Here is an 18708-nt window from a genome sequence, read left to right as displayed (position 1 = left end):
GGGCGAGATAATGGTCGCCAAGGGCTGATAGAAAATACCAGATCACGCTTGATAGCTTATATACCTTAGTGTTAGCTTGGACGAATGGGGAGAGTTGCCGCCGCTAACTTTAGTCGAGTTTCGTGCCCTGGCTAGGGCTAGGAAAGATCCCGGATCTTTCCTAGCGGGTAGAGGCACGTAGAGACACAGAGAGGTTACAGGCCAATGGGGAGGTGCAGATGAGCCGTAGAAGGTTCCAGACGATCTTTATAGTTGTCATGGTGCTAGCTTTTTTGCCGACCATTTTTCCGATTTTCTCGCTTGCAAACAGGGTCGAGCCCTTTGTTTTCGGTCTGCCGTTCGTCTTCTTCTGGGTCGTGCTGTGGATACTCGTCGTCTTCTCGTTACTCTTGCTCATGTACCTTATGGACCCGGATAGGTAGGAGGACCAGCCATGCCCAACTGGCAGATAGCTCTCATCATAATGGTCATCTACCTGGTAATTGCCATGGCCGTAGGTCTTCTTGCTGGCAGGGGGCACAGCAGGGCCTCGGTCAGCGAGTTCACCACCGCGGGCCGGGGGCTCGGCCTCATTGTTATGTGGTTCTTGATGGGGGGCGCTATCTTCAGCGCCTTCTCTTTTCTCGGGGCGCCCGGCTGGTCGTATTCGATGGGGGCTCCGGCGCTCTATATACTGACCTACACCGCCTTCGCCATCATCCCCTGGTATATCCTGGCACCGAAGATAGGGGCCATAGGCCGCAAGCACGGCCTGTACTCTCTTACCGGGTTCTTCTACGGAAGATACCGGTTGAAGGCGCTTTCCATGCTGATCGGGGTCATCGCCCTGCTCGCGTTCATCCAGTATCTGGCCACCCAGATGACCGGGATGGCGATCATCTTCAACGTCATGACCGAAGACAGAGTGCCGATATGGCTCGGCGCCCTCGCCGCTTACGGCATAGTGGTGCTGTACGTGGCGACCGGAGGGCTGAGGGCGGCGGCGTGGTCGGACGTGTTCCAGGGCGTGCTCATGATCGTAATAGCCTGGACGGTTGGGCTTACCATCGTCTACCAGCTCCACGGCGGGGTCGGGGAGATGTTCGCCAGCGTCGCCCGAGAGAAGCCAGACTTCCTGCTGCTCGGCGCGGAGGGGTCCACGATGTCCCCCGTGGCGTACACGACGATCATCCTGGTCTCCGGCGTAGGGCTTATCATGTGGCCCCACCTGTTCTCAAAGTCCTACGCGACAGACGCGAAGACCGCAAAGAAGACGGTCCTCGCATACCCGATCTTCGCCCTGTTCGTCGTGCCGCTCCTGCTCGTGGGTTTCGCGGCCGTCGGGGTAGTCACGAACGCCCAGCTCGACGGTAACCCGGACAACGTGCTCCCGTACCTGATCACGACCGTGCTAGAGCTTCCGGGATGGCTCTACGGGCTGGTCGGGGCGGGGGCGCTCGCCGCCGCCATGTCCTCGGCCGACGCCATTACCCACAGCGCGGCCCTGGAGTTCCACGACGGCGTCGTCAAAACCACCAGGCCCAACATGTCCGAAAGGGCTACGCTCAGGACGATGCGGCTGCTGGTCGTGTTCATAGGAGCACTGGCCTATCTCGTGACCATCTTCGGCGGTCAGGGGCTCATAGCTCTCCTGCTCGGGGCCTACGGCTCTATAGTGCAGTTCGCTCCGGGCGTCTACAGCGCCCTCTACTGGCGGCGCGCCACCCCCGTGGCGATCGCCACCGGACTGGCGGTGGGGGTAGCCATCAACTACTTCTTCCAATTCTCCGGCGTGGCCGCCCCGTTCGAGATCAACGCGGGCATCATGGGGCTGTTGGCGAATATCGTGGTCGTGATCGCCCTGACGTATCTTACGTCGCCCCAGGATAAAGTTACCGTGGACGAATACGTGGATGCCAGCGACGATCAGGAATATCTGGAGAAGCAGACACCGGACACGGCGAAGCTCTAGAATCCAGAGCCACCTGGCTGCCGCTAATTGCCGCTAATATCGTGAAGGGGGCTACCGTAATTGCAAAGAGTATTCGACATACTTGATAGAGATGAAGCAGTCTCGTTTCTCCAGTCGCTGGTCCAGACAGAGAGCATCAACCCGCCAGGCGACGAGCACGCGGTAGCCGAGAAGATCGAGGAGCGTCTCGCGGCGGCCGGGGTGACCGCCGAGATGCATGAAGTGCAGAAAGGTCGCACGAACCTACTGGCCAGTCTTCCCGGTGAGGCCTCCATAGAGGGCCGGGTACTCGTATACAGCGGACACTTCGACACCGTGCCTTTAGGGAACGCTAGCTGGGAGCACGAGCCTCTTGGCGGAGAGTCTGCCAAGGGTAGGATGTACGGCCGCGGCACCACGGATATGAAAGGCGGCGTCGCGGCCATGGTGCTCGCCCTCGAATATCTGCGGCGTTCCGGCACCCGGCTCGGGGGGGAGCTGCGGTTCGTCGGCACCGTCGGCGAGGAGGTGGACGGCCTCGGCGCCCATGAGGTGGTGAAAAAGGGTCAGATGGACGACGCCACGGCGCTAGTCGTGGGCGAGCCCAGCGCAAACGGCGCCTTCGTCGCCCACAAGGGGACGCTGTGGGTGGAGGTCTCGATCTCCGGTAGGACGGCCCACGGCTCGATGCCGGAGAACGGCGTCAACGCCATTGATAAGATGAGGCACTTTCTCAACTGGCTGGAGGGCCACTCCTTCAGCCACGAGGAGCATCCGCTACTCGGAGGACCGACCATCAACGTCGGGACCATAGAGGGCGGCGTCAAGGCCAACGTGGTCGCCGACGGGTGTAGCGCGACCCTGGACCTCCGTACGGTGCCGGGCCAGAGCCACGAAGAGGTGCTCTCGGAGATCGAACGGGCGCTTGCGGAGGTATGTAGCAGTACGGGGGCTTCTTACGAGGTCAGGGTGGTTAACGACATGGCCCCGGTGTCCACTCCCGAAGACGATCCTTTTATAGGACTGTGTCTGGATACCGCAAAGAGGCGTCTCGGTCAGCATCTCACCCCAGAGGGCGCCAAATACTACACGGATGCCTCTGTCTACGTCCCCCAACTAGGTTTACCGACGCTGATCTACGGCCCGGGCGAGCCCGGCATGGCCCATCAGCCCGACGAGTGGATAGACGTGGAGAAGTATCTGGAGGGTATCCGGTTCTACGTCGCGCTCGCCGAGGAGTATTTGGGGGTTGTCTAAGCCGTCTAGGGAGCCGGGATCCAGCATCCCCAGTGTTACGGGAGAAAAGGATGCCGGGCGGGTGTCCGAGATATGCCCCCTTACCGCCGTGGAGTTGGCCCACCGTCTACGGAGCCGAGAGCTTTCCGCGGTCGAGGTCATGGGGGCGTACTTGGAACGCATAGAGCGGCTCAACCCCCGGGTCAACGCCATAGTCACCCTGGTCCCCGAGCGGGCCATGAGTGATGCTCGGGCTGCGGACGAGGCGCTTGGCCGGGGCGAAGACGTTGGTCCGCTCCACGGGCTGCCGGTGGCCCACAAGGATCTATTCCCTACCAGGGGGATCCGGACCACCTACGGCTCGCAGGTCTTCAAGGACTTCGTTCCGGAAGAGGACGCCCTCATAGTACAGAGGATGAGAGGGGCGGGGGCCATTACCATCGGCAAGACCAACACCCCCGAGTTCGGCGCGGGCTCGCAGACCTTCAACGAAGTTTTTGGTGAGACCAGGAACCCATACGACCTCTCCAAAACGTGCGGCGGGTCGAGTGGCGGGGCGGCGGCCGCCCTCGCCTGTGACATGATCCCGCTCGCCGACGGTAGCGACATGGGCGGCTCGCTCCGGAACCCCGCCGCCTTCTGTAACGTGGTCGGCTTGCGACCGTCACCAGGTACGGTGCCCACCTGGCCCTCGGATGCCCCCTGGTCGCCGCTCTCGGTTGACGGCCCGATGGGCCGTACCGTCGGAGACGTGGCGCTGGTTCTGGAAGCCATCTCGGGTCCGGACATCCGCGCGCCACTATCCATCAGCGAGACCGTTAAAGGCTCTGGAAGCCTGCTCGAACGCGACTTTGGCGGCACGCGTATAGCGTGGAGCAGGAATCTTGGAGGTTTGCCGTTCGACTCCCGGGTGACGGATAGCTTTGAGTCCAAGCGCGGGGTCTTCGAGAGTATCGGGTGCGTTGTCGAGGAGGCCGAGCCAGACCTCTCCGGCGCAGATGAGGTGTTCAAGGTCTGGAGAGCCTGGCAATTCGAGCTCTCGTACGGACATCTGCTCGATGGTAATCGGGAGGCGCTCAAGGATACCGTCGTCTGGAACATAGAGGAAGGCCGTCGACTCAGTGGGCGTCAGGTGGGAGAAGCCGAGCGCTTGCGCGGGAGCCTCTACCACAAGGCGCGCGAGTTCATGGAGAAATACGAATTCCTCATCCTGCCTACCACACAGGTCCCGCCTTTCGACATAGAACAACGCTACGTTACCGAGATAAACGGCGTGGAGCTAGAAACGTATATAGACTGGATGCGTTCCTGTTACTACATCACGGTTACCGGGTTACCCGCGATCTCGGTTCCCTGTGGCTTTACGCTCGAGGGATTGCCCGTGGGCTTGCAGATAGTAGGAAGGTACAAGAACGAGCTGGGCGTTCTCCAGCTGGCAAGAGTTTTTGAGCACGCCTTAGGCGAACGAGGTAGATAGAAATCGCGGGTCAAGACGAGAACTGCTCCGTCCTGGAGTATCTGAATGCAGGCGAGCGCCGCGGAGAACTCACGGTCCTGAGGGCGATTCCTCCCGCGCTACTACGACCTCTTGCTAATCCCCACTGTCCTGCTCCTGGCGTTCGATACCGGTGTCGAGTCGCCCGGCCCAGAAGAAGCAGGAGAACGCTGGACAAAGTGGACCCCGTTCTCATACCCACTCAACCTGAGCCATTAGCCGACAGCCACCGTACTCTGCGGATTCTTGGACAGGCTCCCGATGGGGCTACAGATTGCAGGAACCAGGTATGCCGATGCGCTCGTGTTGCAGGCCATCCAAGCCTACGAGACGACGCGTCCTATAACAACCCGGTTTTGACATTGGCAAGCATAGACTCCCATGCGCTATTCCGGCGTCAGTTAAGCTGACACTACTTCGAACCCTGGCAGGAGCCCGAGTATCGGGATTATGATTAGCGTGCAGATTGCCATCGAGAACGTGTTACCAATGAAGAGGTGCCAGTGATCGGGTAACCGCTTTATGATGGCTTGCGCTACCGGAGGTCCGGCGATAGCTCCAAGCACGGCGCCGGCGATTATGCTTTGCATACTTCCACCGTAAGTCAAGACCGCTGCGGGGGCCACGCTCACAACGGGCACGAACGTCGGGTACCACTCGTTGCTCTGCCATCCGCCGTAGTAAAGCAGAAGGCCGATGGCGGCGGTGAGCACCTGGCTTAGGATGATAGCGGGAAGGAGGCCGGACCCTAGCGCCGGGTGCAGGGGGTTGAGCGCCCAGGTTAGGAGGGTGCCCAGGATCAAGCCGGCCGAGGCTAACTCGTTGCCATAGAGCTGGGCTTCGGAGAACTCAGCGAGCACTCTCCGACCGAACCAGCCTCTTGTACCCGGGACATTGAGCGGAGAAGATTCCTGGACGCTCGCCCCCGCCTCCGTCTCCGGGATATCATCACCTTCGATGGGGGCATCTTCGCGGGTCATCCAGGGCAGGAAGCGGCAAAGCTCGAAGACGATGATCGCCCCGAGCCACATACCGGTCACGGCCCCTATCACTGGCGGGAGCCCAAAGGGTGCCAGAAGATACTGGATGGTCAGGTAGGCGATGGGGAACGTGACCAGGCCTCCCAGAATGCCGCCCGTAAAAACGTTCTTCCACCCTCTACCATAGATGAAGACGACACCGGCGGGCACGCTGACAAACGGCACGAATGTCGGGACCCACCCACCGGAGAGGAAACCGCCGAACAAAAACACGGAAATGATGAGCCCCAGAGACGAGGCGGCCAGGACCCAGGGCCACAGTCCAGTACCGTAGGATATGGGGAATCCTCTCCATCTAGAGCCAGCCTGGTCAAGCCGGTAAGCGATAAAGGCGAAGGCCAGGAGACCTACGCCGCCAAACACACCAGCGTAAAACTCAGCCTCAGAGACATCGCCAAGGAGCCAGAGCAGCCGGTATAGAAGATTGTCTGGAGCCTTTGCCAACCAAGTCTCGAACGAGAAGAGCGGTGAACTCCGCCCGAGCGGTCCTTCCAAGGCCAGCATGACCCCGTACAGGATGAAGCCAGCGGCTACAACCGCAAGAAATTCCGGAAATATCCGTGTTCTACCTCTCATCTTGCCCCTCCCTCACGCGCCGATCACACTTTAGAAGCGGCAAGTGCCCTTCGTAGATCACGCGTCACCGAATATTGACGCTCCCTCCGCCCGGCCCCTAGTGGTACTTGCCAAGACGACAATCCCAGAGAACCTTAGCGGGAAATGTAGCGGACAGCGTAAGAACAAGCAATCGTTTAGACTCAGAAGACTGAGCGCGCCTCGGTGGGGCGGAGAAGTCGGAGAGAGTCGAACAGGGAGGATGGCTATGTCGCAGAATGAGGCTCTGGCGGCGCTAGATCTCATGGACCCCGATCTCGGCGCCTTCATAGAGGTGGACCGGGACCGGGTTTTAGCTCAGGCGAAAGCTCCACGGGGCGGACGACTCTCCGGCCTCCTGATAGGCGTAAAGGACCTGGTGGATACTGCAGGGCTTAGGACCACATACGGTTCGAAGATCTTCGCCGACCATGTACCGGAGCGCAACGCGCCCGCAGTCGACGCTCTGGAGGCCGAGGGAGCTATAGTCCTCGGCAAGACCAACCTGAACGAGTTCGCCTACGGCGTGAGTGGCTACAATCCACACTATGGGGCAATCTTCACCCCTCGAGATAGATCTCGAACAGCCGGAGGATCTAGCGGAGGCTCAGCCGCGGCCGTTTCGGCGGGCGTCTGCAGACTAGCCGTAGGTACAGATACTAGTGGCTCCGTACGTATACCGGCCGCGTGTTGCGGTGTATACGGATTAAAGCTCACCAACGGTGCCGCGCCGATGGGAGGTATCTTCCCTCTCGCGGCGTCATATGACTCTCTAGGCTACCTGGCTGCGGGTATCGAAGATCTACAGCAGGTACTAGGGCTAGACGAGCTGCCCGACCCCTCCGATCTCCGGGTGAGCCGTATTGGCGTCGATCTAGAGGTGCCGGACTTACCAGCGGAACACTGGACCCTATTCCGAGAGCAGGTCTGGGAGGTTCATGGGAAGCGTTACGAAGCGGATCCGGAACGCTACGGCAAGGATCTACGCTGGAAATTCGACCTCTCCTTCGATGGCGCGGACCAGGCGCGCCAAACGATCGAAGCCTGGCGTAGCAGGTTCTTACAGGCCGTGGAGGGAGCGGAAGTGCTAGTAGGTCCTCTGCTAGACGGGGCCGCGCCTCTGCTCGAATCTGCACTCTCGGACTTTGAGCACGATGAGTTCATAACCAGCTTGAGGCTCCTGCGGCACACGCCTCTCTACAACGAACTCGGCTGGCCCGCCCTTGCGGTGCCCACGGAGGACGGTCCTGTTCAGGTAGCGGCCCGACCGGGAAACGAGGCCCAGTTGCTCGCTGTCGGGAGGTCCCTGGGACTGCCAAGCTCCGAAACGATCGTACGCTAGACCGAGTACCTTTCGTGTTTATCCGGTCTCGTAGCGAAAGGCGGAGAGATCGCCTACCCCGGTACGCTCCAGAATACCGAACTTCGTGACCCAGCCACCCGCGCCGCTCGCTTCTCTAATGGGCCGACCCTCCATGGCTGCCATAGAGCCATTTACGAAGACGAAGGTGGGCATCTTGTCGAATGGGTCTACGACGGTAATATTGGCTCGCGCACCGTTGCCCAGATGGCCAAGTTCTTTGGTCCACCACTCCTGATGAGTCAGGTCTGCGAGCAGTCTGGTCACATTGCTCGTCATCGTCGCTACAGAGCGAGAAGATGATAAGACGCCTTGCTCTACCAGCTCCAGTAGCGCGGGCACATTGTCCCGGGTATCTCCAAAGCCCTTCATCGTCGCGTCACACTGTCCATCGGAGATAAGCACCTCGACGGTGCCATCCGCCAGAGCCTCGTGGGCGAGCTGCTGCGCGCCGGCATCTATTAGGATGCCCTCGCGGTTTCCCAGCCCCGGCCGTAGGTGGGCGGTCATCAGATCACCCGAGATATGGTCCTGCTTCATCATCTCTATGAAGCGTTGCATCCCCTCTCTAGCGTCGCCATGACTGCCCGAACCCGCCGCGGTGCAGTGTGTAAGATGTAGCGGCCGGCCATTGGAAAGCTCGACCAGCCGCTCGCCGTGCTCGGGATCTTGGGCATGACTCATGAAGACCAGCCCGGCGCGCGATGCGACCTCGAATAGACTATCCAAAGTCTCGTCATCTGCAATGAAGTGACCCATGTGATCCTTGAGGCCCACTGTCAGGGGAGCGGTCGCGTAAGCAACAGGGTTGCGCGTCATTTTCTCTGAAGCGACCTCTTCAGAAAGATCACCCTGGAACAGGGGGACTAGCTCATCCACAGAGAGCCGACTTCCCATTACGTTGGGCCCTCCGAGATAAAGACCCATGTCGAGCGGCACGCCACGGTCTACCTCGGCGCCTAGTAAAGCCGGTGACATGAAAGAGTTGCCGGCTCCTGGTGAGAGGGCAACCGTAACTCCGTCGGCTACGGATTCAAAGATTGGGGAAGAGCTCGCCTCGAAAAGGTCGCCGAGGTGTAAGTGCATGTCTATGAGCCCGGGCCACACCTGCAGCCCCCTCACGTCGTAGACGCGGTCGCCGGGTCCCGGCCTCACCTCTCCGGCAACCTCCTCGATGCGGGACTCCCGGAATGCGACGTCCAACTCGTCCTCGACCCCGTTTGCGGGGTCGATCACCTTACCGCCTTTCAAAATAGTGCGGCCCGAGGGCTCGACATGGTCACCAGGATGGTGGAGGCGGCCCTGCCGTATCGCACCCAGATTCTCCGGGACTGCTCCAAAGCCCGTTTCATAAGCCATACTAAAATCCTTTCTCTGGACCTCCGGGTCCCGGCCATGCCGCGAATTTTTGCATCCCAGACAGGCCGTCGAGAACGAGTGTCAGGTAACCTTTCCTACCGTACTCGGCGACCCCGGGTGCCTGCTGGATATCATTCGCAAGCCCCTACCGAGAGCCCCGCGGGTTCCTACGCTCTCACCTCATCGAGCAGCGACGGCCAGCGATCTGCCCAGGGCCTTGCCTTCTCAAAGGCGGCAGAGGCTCTCAGTACCAGCGGGTCGTCCAGGTGCCGCCCCACGATCTGCATCCCGACCGGCAGTCCCTCGGGGGTGAACCCCGCAGGCACGGTGGCGGCGGGCTGGCCTGTCATATTGATCGGGAAGGTAAGAGAGAGCCAGTAGAGTGGCTCGACCTCGTGCCCGTCTATTACTCCAGGCCCCTGGATGCCGGTCTCGAACGGCGGTACGGGTAGTGTGGGGGTGAGGAGCAGGTCGTAGTCACTCATGAAACGCCACATTTTGTTGTAGACGGCCTTACGTTTCATCACGGCATTCGTGAGATCTTCCGCCTTCCAGTCCTGCTCCAGGAAATCCACGAGATGCGGCGACATCCTGTCTCCAAGCTCGCTGGCCATCTCGCGCATACCCGCGAGGTCCGTATCCAGGGCGACCAGCCCCCAGAAGGCATCGTAAGGGTCGTCGAAGCCCGGGTTAGCCTCCTCGACGGTACAGTCGAGATCCTCCTCGAACACCTTCGCGGCCTTTCCGACCACCTCGCGCACGCACGGATCGACCGGAGCGTAGCCCAGGTTCGGGCTGTAGGCTACCTTCAGCCCACGTAAGTCTCCCTGTAGCGTCTCTATCCAGTCGAAGTGAGGCTCGGGCAGGCTGTGACGATCCCGATCGTCCGGGCCAGCCATCACGGAAAGCATCAGCGCGCCATCACGGACGGTGCGGCTCATCGGGCCTATGTGCTCCAAGGACTCCCAGCTGGAGAGACCGGGGAACTGCTGGTCGCGACAGCCAGGGTACAGGGGGACCCGCCCCATCGAAGGCTTCATGCCGTAGAGTCCGCAGAAGCTGCTCGGGATACGGACCGAGCCGCCGCCGTCGCTACCCACCGCTATAGGTCCCATGCCAGAGGCCACCGCGGCCCCGGAACCGGCGCTGGATCCGCCAGGCGTAAGGTTCGTGTCCCACGGGTTGGTAGTAGTTTCGAATACCGGATTGTGACCCACGCCGCTGTAGCCGAACTCCGGGACGTTGGTCTTGCCCAAGACTATCGCGCCAGCGTCCTTGAGGCGTTCGACCGCGACGTCGTCTTCCCCGGGTATGAAGTCTTTGTATGCGTGCGAGCTCATGACCGTACGAACGCCTTTCGTGGCCACGAGGTCCTTTATGCCCACGGGCACTCCAGCGAGCGGCCCGGCATCTTCGCCCCGGTGAATCTCGTCCTCCACGCGTCGAGCCTGCTCGCGGGCCCTCTCAGGGGTTGGCGTGCAGAAGGCGTGGAGAGTGGGGTCTAGTTTCTCCATTCGGTCGAGCACCGCCTCCACAGCCTCAACCGGCGAGAGTTCCTTGTTTCGTATACGACCCCTGAGCTCGACGGCTTCCATACTACATATCTCGTTGTTGCCGGGCATCTCGAAACCCTCCTTCGCTTGGCTCCCCAAGACCGGCAGGATAGCATGAAAGACACAATAGTAATCGGGCAGGCCGTGGTCCAGCCAAGTTGACCGTAACCGAATCTCCCATAGCAAGTGGCTCGCGTTTCGCGTCATTAGTGTAGATCGCTCCGTAGGGAGGCAAGTGCATTAGGCACGGAGCCTGAACGCGGCGCGTCGTTAACCCTTAGCCAGGGCACCATGCACGTAATCACTGTCCCTGAAATTTACGGCATGCTCCCATTTCCATTGCCTCTGCCGTCCGCTTTCTTAAGAATACCCAAGCTATTTCACAAGATGCTTCACCTCGGAGATACTTTGTTTCCACTCGGAAAATTCTCAACGCCTGCCCGTTGCCACGCGGTACAGCCAGAACGCGAAGACTGCGAACAGGGCGACGCCGAGCACATTGGCGATGAGCGTAAAGGCCGGGGTGTCAGGCGCTATGAGGAGTATCTCCGCGCTCTGGGCGGCGGCGAATGGAATCGCTAGCAGGATGCCCATGAGTGCCTCGCCCGTTATAAGTCCGGAGGCGAACAGGATGCCGCCGCGGGAGGTGCTAGTCTCTCCCCGGTCCGCGAGCCTGCGTCCCACCAGGTAGGAGACCAGGCCCCCGATAAAGATCGGGACCGACAGCTCAAGCGGGAGGTACAGCCCGACCGCCACGGCGAGTACCGGGGTGCGGAAGTTCGCCCCACGCTGGGCAAGCGTCTGGTCCACGGCTATGATCGCCGCCGCGAGCGCAGCACCAACCGCGAACATCCCCCACGGAAGCCCGCCGCCTAGCACTCCGCGCGAGACCGAGGCCATGAGCGTGGCCTGGGGGGCCTGCAGGGCCTGTGAGGGGTCCATGCCAGCTCTCGGGAGCGAGTCTCCGAGGCCGTAGGCCTGGTACAGGACGGCGAGTATCGGGGCTATGCACAGGGCCGCCGTCACGACGCCGACTATCTGCACTATCTGCTGCTTGAAGGGCGTGGCCCCGACTATGTTTCCGGCCTTCAAGTCCTGCATGTTGTCCCCGGCTATGGCCGCGGCGCAGCAGACCACGCCAGCGACCAGGATTGCTGTCGCCGCCGCTGCGGTTGCCTCGGAGCTGTCGACGCCGAGGTCTATCTGGCCGCCGAGCAAGGCGAGTAGTATCAGGGACACCGCGAGCACCGTTGCTATGGTCACGCCGGAGATCGGGTTGTTCGAGGAGCCTACGAGGCCCGCCATGTAGCCGGCGACAGAGGAGAACAGAAAGCCGGCGACGAAGGCGAAGACCACGCCGAAGATGATGACCAACGCGTAGGAGCCACCGCCGATGCCGAGGGCGGCGGGGTCGACGACGAGCAAGAATACCAGGAAGATCGGCACGGTAAGCGCGAGCGTCCCGTAGAGGAGGATGTTTATCGGGGTGTCGCGGTCGGTGCGCGCGAGGCCGGTATCCTCGCCCCGGCGAGCCCGGCGTACCGCCTCAATGGAGGAGCGGACGCCGTCGATCACGGGGCGGAATACGGAGACCAGGGCCCACACCCCGCCGACGGCCATGGCGCCGACGCCGAGGTAGCGGATGCGCTCGCTCCAGATAGCCTCTGCTGCGGCATAGCCCCCCGCGCCACCCGTAAGCTCGGATATGGCAGCCGGGTCTGCGAACGCGGTGTAGAGCGGGATCCCTACCAGCCAGGCCACCGCTCCGCCGAGGAAAACGAGCACGGCTATGTTGATCCCGACTATGTAGCCGACCCCGAGTAGCGCCACCCCGAGACCGCTGCCGACGCCGAAGACGGCCCGTCCGGCGGAGAAGCCGCCCGCCACCGTAGAGGAGACTACCCCAAAGCCCGTCTGGCACAGGTTCAGCAGCGCGGCCGCCACCCCGGCCAGGGCAACATTTCTCGCTCCCTGGCCTCCCTCGGTGCCGGACTTGAGAACTTCACCGGTTGCGACACCTTCTGGGAAGCGCAACCGGGCGTTTATGATCAGGGCCCGCCTCAAAGGGATGGTGAATATTACGCCGAGTACCCCGCCACACAGCGCGATGGCCGCAACCGGCAGGAACTCGAAGCTCTGCCAGTAGCCGAGCAGGACCAGCGCGGGCAGGGTGAAGATCACGCCTGCAGCGAGCGCCTCCCCGGCGGAGGCGGAGGTCTGGACGATGTTGTTCTCCAGGATGTTGTGCTCACGGAAGAAGCGCAGCACGGCCATCGAGATCACGGCTGCCGGTATAGAGGCCGAGACGGTGAGGCCAACCTTCAGTCCGAGGTAGGCGTTGGCCGCGGCCAGAAGCGCCGATAGCAGTATGCAGAGCGCGATGGCCTTGACCGTGATCTCCGGCAACGATTGTGAGGCCGGTATGTAGGGCTCTTCCAGAGCCTCTCTTCTAGAGCCTTCCTCCTGGCTCATATTCTCACCCTCCCCTCCGGTAGATTTTCCGCAAAGCTTGCTTTTCTCCTAATACATGCGGGAGATTACCAGAGAGCAGGAATGGTGAGTATAAGTATAGACGCGCTATCTTTGGGCCTAACCTTGTTACCCCGTTAGCCTCTAGCACGAGAGTATGGATGTCTCTAGAGCCGCTAAAGCAGCAAGCACGGATTATCCACCACAGACCTGTGAGCAGGCTAGAAGCCACTGTATTTGACACGCTAGATCCTCGGTAATCCTCAGCGTTTCAGAATTGCTTGCGCCGTCAGGCACTCTTATACTTGTGCCCGGTGTTCTCAAAGAGCATACTATCGTAGTGGCTTATGGCGGCCGGGTTGATTTGGGGATTGCTAAGGGAGGAGCAGTTTTGCTTCATGCTATAAGAGTTACCGGATTTCTGTTCGGTCTGGCTTTCTGCGTTTTCTGCATATTGATGCTGACCGGCCCTTCAGAGCGCCTCGCACAGGCTGATGAAGCCGATGAGGTCGGTAATGTCGCTGATACTCCTACCGGGACCGCGAAAAATGTCATCGTGTTCGTGGGTGACGGGATGGGCACATCCCATCGGGATCTCATACGCTACTCGACGGTCGGTACCGAAGGACAGTTGGCCATGGACTCCATGCCCTATGCTGGAAGGTCCGAGACCACGCCGCGCGACCCGGAGGCATTCGTTACAGATTCCGCAGCCGGGGGTACGGCCATAGCAACCGGGGTAAAGACCTTCAACGGCGCCGTGGGCGTGGATGAGAACGGGAACACGGTGCCCAGCGTGCTCGAAAAAGCCGGGGCCGCGGGTAAGGCTACCGGGGTGGTTACCGACAGCCAGGTAACCGATGCTACCCCGGCCTCGTTCGGTGCCCACGTAGAAGACCGGGATAAGCAAAGCGAGATCGCCCGCCAGTACCTGACCGGGAGCAAGCCAGACGTGATCCTCGGCGGTGGTGAGGACTACTGGTATCCGGAGGGGAACGCGGGAGCTTTCCCGGACGAGCCGGCGGCGGACCCGGAGGAGAAGAGCGCCGGAGAAGAGGGTAACCTGGTCGAGCAGGCGCAGGGGCTTGGCTACGAGTACATCACGGACGCTCAGAGTCTGCAGTCTGCTTCTGGCTCGAAGCTTCTCGGACTTTTCGCAAACGAGGAGATGTTCCAGGCAGGGCCGGAAGACGAAGGTGCCTCCTATGATCCTTCGGTGCCGCTGCCAGAGATGACGGAGAAAGCCATCGGCACGCTTTCACAGAACCCGGAGGGCTTTTTCCTCATGGTCGAGGGTGAGGGCATAGACGAGATGGCCCACCAGAGCAATGCTCCGCTTACGGTAGAGGCCGGGCAGGCTCTTGATGGCGCTGTCGGCGTTGCGAAGTCCTACGCCGAGAGCCACCCCGACACGCTGGTAATAGTTACCGCCGATCACGAGACCGGCGGCCTAGCCATCGAAGACACGAACGAGATCCAGGACGACCCGGATTATCCTAACGAATCGGGTGAGGGACGCACGGCCGAAGATGGACCCTTCCCCGTGGCCAACTCCGATGCGGAGTTCCTCGTGGACTGGACCACCGCCAACCATAGCGCCGAGGACGTGCCCGTAACTGCTATGGGTCCGGGCGGAGAGAGCCTCGTGGGAGTCTACGAAAATACGCATATCCACGACGCGATGCTCGCGAGCCTGGGCCTCCAGGGCTCGGGGGCGGGCACGGGTGAGTCCAGCGAAGCCATCGTGATGCCGGATACCGGGGGTATGGGCCTCGGAAGCGTGCCTGACGCCATGTTATTGCTCTTCGCAGGAGCCCTTGGCGGCCTTGGTCTTCTTGTCTCTCTGCGGTACCGGGGCAGCCGAAGACGGTAGAGCGTTCTGTATAGAGCGGTCGAATGACTAGCATCGCAGGTGGCCTATCTCCGGGAAGCTCCGGGAAGGGGAGAAAGGGGAGTAGTGGACGACGCTGAGCACACTATAAACAGAAGCTACACTGGATGAGCTGGGCTGCTCTCGAGGTTGTTATCGTTCGGCATCGGGCAATGCATAGCCCTCGAACTGCTCTCGCAGGGCGAGCTTCTTGAACTTACCGGTGGAGGTGCGCGGTATCTCAGCGACGAACTCGACGGCGTCTGGCAGCGACCACTTCGGGAAGGTTTTCGAGAGGTGGGAGAGCAGGTCCTCCGCCGTCGCACTCTCGCCCTCCTTGAGCACTGTCACGGCCAGCGGACGCTCTTGCCAGCGCGGGTGGGCGACGGCGATGACGGCTGCCTCGGCGACCGAGGGATGGCCCATGAGCTCGTTTTCGAGGGCGACGGGGCGGTGTTCATGAGGGTGCTGCCGCCAAGGCTCCGGATCGCAAGTGCCGTCTCGTACGTGGTGCTCTTGGTCGCCGCTTCCTCGTCATCCTCGGTCGGGCCGGGTATTGGGAAGCCAGTCCGCCTTTCGATATCCCCCGCTGGGGACTTGGGCACTCGTCGCCATGATGACCCTCAGCGCGGTCGCGAACTTCGCCTCGTCTAGTCCCTGGGAGAGATTCTTGTGGGGACCGATGGCACTGCTGCTGGCGCTTGCGTGCTTTGTTGTCGCACTCGGCTAACCCGGAGGTTCAGATGATAGATGGCTTTCTCTTTGTACTGACACTCCTCTCGGCACTTGGCTGCGGGCTAAACGCGGGGGTCCTCTTCGCCTTCTCCAGCTTCGTGATGCCTGCGCTCAAGCGGCTACCGCCCGCGCAGGGGATCGCCGCTATGCAGTCGATCAACATCCTGGCCGTCACTCCTCCCTTCATGATGACACTGTTCGGGACGGCCGCAGCCTGCCTCGTGCTGATCGTGTGGGCGGTGCTCTCCTTGGGCGAGCAGTCAGCGGCCCTGGTACTCGCAGGAGGAATACTCTACCTAGTAGGCACCATCGGGGTAACGGCCGCGCGCAATGTCCCGCTCAATAATAGGCTCGCAGCGTTGAACCCCGAAAGTGCCGAGGCTATGGATCGCTGGAACGAGTACGTGAGGAAGTGGACCGCATGGAACCATCTGCGGGTCGTAGCCAGCCTCGCCGCGGCGGCCGTGCTTACCATCGCGCTCCGTGTCTAGGAGGGTAGGTAGATGGCAGCGAGTGAGCGAACGAAACCATATCCGTCTACCAACTGGACACATTGAGCGTCAATGCCACCACTAGGCGTGACTCGTAACGGACACTCCTTACGTTACGAGTTTTTGCTCTCATGCTCCTAATGCGGATCCGCAGTAGGCTAAATAAGGTTGGGAGACTCGTACCAGAAAAAGTTTGCAAGAGTGGTACGGAAAGCATGAGGCTACCGATGTGCGGAAAACGGGGATCTGCGGGAAGAGGCAGGGGAGGGGCGCATAGATAGCCCGTGGGCGCTCCTCGCATTACCGTACTCCCTTCCCGAATCCAAGTTCCTGACCTTGTCCAGATAGACGGGTTCTAGGACGCTACACATCCAAGCCTCCGACGGTAGTGTAAAGCAGCGACTTACCCTCGGAGACGGAGGTCATGAGGCGGGTGCGTTGAGATCCACCGTCAGACGTGCATCCAGGATCTCGGCTAGCCTGCCGAGGGTATCGAGGGTCGGGTTAGCCTCACCGCTTTCTATGAGGTAGATCCGGTTCTGGCTCGTCCCCACCTTCTCGGCCAGCTCTCGCTGGGAGTACCCGAGTTCGAGCCTGCGCTGTAGGAGCCTGTCGCCCAGCTCGCGCTGCAGCCTTCTCGAATCCCACGCCCTACGGAACTCTTCGTCCCGCTCGTAAAGGCCCTCGAAGTGCCCCTCTACGTCTTCTTCTACTTCCGGATTTATGTCGTCCCGGGGGTTTCCTGCGATCATTGTTTCCTCCTGCGGCTCTTGTTGTGGCGCTCTATGTAATCCTTCATCCTCGCCTCCGCAGTATCCAGCTCCTTCTGCGGGGTCTTCTGACTCTTCTTCTGGAAAGCGTGCAAAAGCACGAATTTCCTCCCCGAGTAAGCGAAGTAAAAAGTCCGTTAGACTTCACCGCCGACCCGTGTCCTGAGCTCCCAAAATTCCCTGCCTTCGAGCTTGCGTACATACGGAAAACCCAGAGCCGTTCCAAACCTCCGCAGCCGTCCGAGATCGGCTCGAATACGCTCCTGAGTCTTCGCGTCCTGCTCCTCGATGAACTCCCTCACTGGAACCTTGCCCGAAGCGTTCTTGTAGTAGACGGTCCTCCATGACTTCTCCTCCGAGTCGCTGCTCATGACGCGCTTTTGACACCTTTTATGGTGTCAACATCTTAATACCGTATACGGTGTCAAACAAGGAAGAGTATCTGGGGCATATCGCGCACGCTCTGCTAGCATCTTGAGAATGGGGAAGAAGGTTTACCACGTATTGTTGTACTGGAATTCGCCCGCTCGTACCATTTCTAGGCCCATCCAACGGACCTGGAGCGGCTCTATCCGTAGCCTCAACAGCATCCACGTAGCTATTCCTTCAGGCTCTTCAAGGAGGCCCAAAAGAAGGTGTAGAGTACCTATGGGTAGTTCCCACTGGTCAGCCGGAGGTGGATTCCGCAGACATAGATCCCTTGCAACGTTCGATCATCGGATCGGGGCCGTAGCCGTGGATCTGCTCCCGCTTGAGCTCCGCCTCTTCCAGATCGGTGGTCGCAACGATAGCTCTGCCGGTGGTGTGTACCTCCTGTGCTATCCTAACTCCTCTTTCGCGCGAGTGCCCGAACAGATCCCCTAGCATCCTTATTACATAGTCCACGCTGTGATCGTCGTCATTCAAGAGCACTACGTTGTAGGGTGGCATCGTCCGCGTGCCGGTCACGGTCGAGGTCTCGGGCTCCGCTACCGTAGGTACCGTAGTGGCGGTCATCATGGTCATGTTGAGTCTCCCTTGTCTCCAGATTCCTCAGATGAATCTTCGCGCCAGTGAACCGGTCCGGTACCTCCCGGACCTACATACTTATACAGCGTGGAGCGGGACACCCCAAGCGCCTCGCACACGTCGGCCACAGTATTGAACTGATCGACGAGCATGGACTTCGCCATCCTGACCTTCTTATCATCCATGGCCTTTGGCCGCCCTCCGTAGCGACCGCGCGCCCTAGCCGTGTTGAGCCCGGCCATAGTCCTCTCGCGGATGATCTCCCGCTCGAACTCAGCCAGCGCTCCGAAGATGTGAAAGACGAGCCTGCCTCCAGAGGTGGTCGTGTCTATAGCCTCCGTAAGACTCTTGAACCCGATGCCACGGTCGGCCAGCTCGTTGACCGTCTCAATCAGGTCCTTGAGAGATCTCCCCAGCCGGTCCAGCCTCCAGACCACCAGGGTGTCGCCTTCGCGGAGCTGATCCCTGGCTCTTTCGAGGCCGGGCCGCTCGAAGTTGGCTCCTCCGGTAACGTCAGTGTAGATGTACCGTTCCTCGACGCCGACGTTCTCTAACGCTTCCTTCTGCAACTCAAGAGACTGATCGCCGGTCGATACCTGCGCGTATCCAATATCCATACCCGCAGTATCCGAGAACTTAAAAGATGCATCAAGTACAGATACGGTGTTTTAACAGCGCGTTTCACAGTAGATGAACCGCAGTTTGCCGGTACCCTGCGTGCTCGAAAAAGCCCAGGGCCTCTGCAGCAGTAATTGCGGATAGCGCTGCGCCCATCGCCTCTACTAGAGTCTTCTTGGT

Annotated in this window: 15 protein-coding genes and 2 pseudogenes; 7 read left to right on the top strand and 10 right to left on the bottom strand. The window is 60.6% G+C overall.

Annotated elements, in window-relative coordinates:
• The first annotated feature begins 218 nt into the window (after positions 1-218).
• The 4 genes from ABD53_RS10150 to ABD53_RS10135 all read left to right on the top strand — a co-directional run bounded on the left by ABD53_RS10150 (position 219) and on the right by ABD53_RS10135 (position 4643).
• The gene (locus ABD53_RS10150) at positions 219-422 is read left to right on the top strand and encodes a hypothetical protein (RefSeq protein ID WP_047865680.1); all 204 of its coding nucleotides are present in this window, start codon (positions 219-221) and stop codon (positions 420-422) included.
• An 11-nt stretch (positions 423-433) separates the two neighbouring features.
• Positions 434-1951, top strand: coding sequence for a sodium:solute symporter family protein (locus tag ABD53_RS10145; protein ID WP_047865679.1), 1518 nt, complete (start codon positions 434-436; stop codon positions 1949-1951).
• A 60-nt stretch (positions 1952-2011) separates the two neighbouring features.
• Positions 2012-3187 (top strand): M20 family metallopeptidase, encoded by a 1176-nt coding sequence (locus ABD53_RS10140; protein WP_047865678.1) that lies wholly within the window; start codon positions 2012-2014, stop codon positions 3185-3187.
• 61 nt (positions 3188-3248) lie between these two features.
• Positions 3249-4643, top strand: a complete 1395-nt coding sequence (locus ABD53_RS10135) for an amidase (protein ID WP_047865677.1) — start codon at positions 3249-3251, stop codon at positions 4641-4643.
• A 419-nt stretch (positions 4644-5062) separates the two neighbouring features.
• Here the strand turns inward: ABD53_RS10135 and ABD53_RS10130 are convergent, their stop codons facing one another.
• Positions 5063-6277, bottom strand: coding sequence for a hypothetical protein (locus ABD53_RS10130; RefSeq protein WP_047865676.1), 1215 nt, complete (start codon positions 6275-6277; stop codon positions 5063-5065).
• Positions 6278-6524: 247 nt separating this feature from the next.
• On the opposite strand from ABD53_RS10130, the gene ABD53_RS16000 reads away from it, so the two are divergent.
• Positions 6525-7637: an amidase gene (locus ABD53_RS16000; RefSeq protein WP_053057925.1), complete on the top strand. Its 1113-nt coding sequence runs from the start codon at positions 6525-6527 to the stop codon at positions 7635-7637.
• Positions 7638-7655: 18 nt separating this feature from the next.
• Here ABD53_RS16000 and ABD53_RS10120 read toward each other — a convergent pair whose 3' ends face one another.
• The 3 genes from ABD53_RS10120 to ABD53_RS10110 all read right to left on the bottom strand — a co-directional run bounded on the left by ABD53_RS10120 (position 7656) and on the right by ABD53_RS10110 (position 13039).
• Positions 7656-9014, bottom strand: coding sequence for an amidohydrolase family protein (locus tag ABD53_RS10120; protein WP_053057924.1), 1359 nt, complete (start codon positions 9012-9014; stop codon positions 7656-7658).
• A gap of 167 nt (positions 9015-9181) precedes the next feature.
• Positions 9182-10636 (bottom strand): amidase, encoded by a 1455-nt coding sequence (locus tag ABD53_RS10115; RefSeq protein ID WP_084709504.1) that lies wholly within the window; start codon positions 10634-10636, stop codon positions 9182-9184.
• Between the two features lie 360 nt (positions 10637-10996).
• Positions 10997-13039 carry an OPT family oligopeptide transporter gene (locus tag ABD53_RS10110; protein ID WP_047865675.1) on the bottom strand — a complete coding sequence of 681 codons (2043 nt, stop codon included), beginning with the start codon at positions 13037-13039 and terminating at the stop codon, positions 10997-10999.
• 454 nt (positions 13040-13493) lie between these two features.
• Here ABD53_RS10110 and ABD53_RS10105 point away from each other — a divergent pair, with 454 nt between their 5' ends.
• The gene (locus ABD53_RS10105) at positions 13494-14909 is read left to right on the top strand and encodes an alkaline phosphatase (RefSeq protein ID WP_084709522.1); all 1416 of its coding nucleotides are present in this window, start codon (positions 13494-13496) and stop codon (positions 14907-14909) included.
• Positions 14910-15059: 150 nt separating this feature from the next.
• On the opposite strand, the pseudogene ABD53_RS10100 reads toward ABD53_RS10105, so the two are convergent.
• Positions 15060-15335, bottom strand: a pseudogene (locus ABD53_RS10100) (AMP-binding enzyme); the annotation flags it as partial.
• Positions 15336-15649: 314 nt separating this feature from the next.
• Here ABD53_RS10100 and ABD53_RS10095 point away from each other — a divergent pair.
• Complete coding sequence (locus ABD53_RS10095; protein WP_047865673.1) at positions 15650-16132, top strand: anthrone oxygenase family protein; 483 nt, start codon at positions 15650-15652, stop codon at positions 16130-16132.
• A gap of 422 nt (positions 16133-16554) precedes the next feature.
• Here the strand turns inward: ABD53_RS10095 and ABD53_RS10090 are convergent, their stop codons facing one another.
• The 5 genes and pseudogenes from ABD53_RS10090 to ABD53_RS10075 all read right to left on the bottom strand — a co-directional run bounded on the left by ABD53_RS10090 (position 16555) and on the right by ABD53_RS10075 (position 18527).
• Positions 16555-16884 (bottom strand): helix-turn-helix domain-containing protein, encoded by a 330-nt coding sequence (locus ABD53_RS10090; protein ID WP_053057922.1) that lies wholly within the window; start codon positions 16882-16884, stop codon positions 16555-16557.
• Positions 16881-17273, bottom strand: a pseudogene (locus tag ABD53_RS17710) (type II toxin-antitoxin system RelE/ParE family toxin). The gene ABD53_RS10090 and the pseudogene ABD53_RS17710 overlap by 4 nt, the downstream one beginning before the upstream one ends.
• Positions 17274-17396: 123 nt before the next feature.
• The gene (locus ABD53_RS18005) at positions 17397-17552 is read right to left on the bottom strand and encodes a Clp protease N-terminal domain-containing protein (RefSeq protein WP_407690112.1); all 156 of its coding nucleotides are present in this window, start codon (positions 17550-17552) and stop codon (positions 17397-17399) included.
• A 16-nt stretch (positions 17553-17568) separates the two neighbouring features.
• Positions 17569-17907 carry an ATP-dependent Clp protease adaptor ClpS gene (locus ABD53_RS10080; protein ID WP_235401525.1) on the bottom strand — a complete coding sequence of 113 codons (339 nt, stop codon included), beginning with the start codon at positions 17905-17907 and terminating at the stop codon, positions 17569-17571.
• Positions 17904-18527: a recombinase family protein gene (locus ABD53_RS10075; protein WP_084709502.1), complete on the bottom strand. Its 624-nt coding sequence runs from the start codon at positions 18525-18527 to the stop codon at positions 17904-17906. Before ABD53_RS10075 ends, ABD53_RS10080 begins: the two co-directional genes overlap by 4 nt.
• Positions 18528-18708 lie beyond the last annotated feature (181 nt).

It is taken from the genome of Rubrobacter aplysinae (assembly GCF_001029505.1).
Classification (GTDB): Bacteria; Actinomycetota; Rubrobacteria; order Rubrobacterales; family Rubrobacteraceae; genus Rubrobacter_A; species Rubrobacter_A aplysinae.
This window is presented reverse-complemented; position numbering and strand designations above follow the sequence as displayed.

Coding starts and splice junctions, on each gene's coding strand:
- ABD53_RS10150 (WP_047865680.1), top strand. CDS start 219: ATGAGCCGTAGAAGGTTCCAGACGATCTTTATAGTTGTCATGGTGCTA.
- ABD53_RS10145 (WP_047865679.1), top strand. CDS start 434: ATGCCCAACTGGCAGATAGCTCTCATCATAATGGTCATCTACCTGGTA.
- ABD53_RS10130 (WP_047865676.1), bottom strand. CDS start 6,277: ATGAGAGGTAGAACACGGATATTTCCGGAATTTCTTGCGGTTGTAGCC.
- ABD53_RS16000 (WP_053057925.1), top strand. CDS start 6,525: ATGTCGCAGAATGAGGCTCTGGCGGCGCTAGATCTCATGGACCCCGAT.
- ABD53_RS10120 (WP_053057924.1), bottom strand. CDS start 9,014: ATGGCTTATGAAACGGGCTTTGGAGCAGTCCCGGAGAATCTGGGTGCG.
- ABD53_RS10115 (WP_084709504.1), bottom strand. CDS start 10,636: ATGCCCGGCAACAACGAGATATGTAGTATGGAAGCCGTCGAGCTCAGG.
- ABD53_RS10110 (WP_047865675.1), bottom strand. CDS start 13,039: ATGAGCCAGGAGGAAGGCTCTAGAAGAGAGGCTCTGGAAGAGCCCTAC.
- ABD53_RS10105 (WP_084709522.1), top strand. CDS start 13,494: ATGCTGACCGGCCCTTCAGAGCGCCTCGCACAGGCTGATGAAGCCGAT.
- ABD53_RS10095 (WP_047865673.1), top strand. CDS start 15,650: ATGATAGATGGCTTTCTCTTTGTACTGACACTCCTCTCGGCACTTGGC.
- ABD53_RS10090 (WP_053057922.1), bottom strand. CDS start 16,884: ATGATCGCAGGAAACCCCCGGGACGACATAAATCCGGAAGTAGAAGAA.
- ABD53_RS10080 (WP_235401525.1), bottom strand. CDS start 17,907: ATGACCATGATGACCGCCACTACGGTACCTACGGTAGCGGAGCCCGAG.
- ABD53_RS10075 (WP_084709502.1), bottom strand. CDS start 18,527: ATGGATATTGGATACGCGCAGGTATCGACCGGCGATCAGTCTCTTGAG.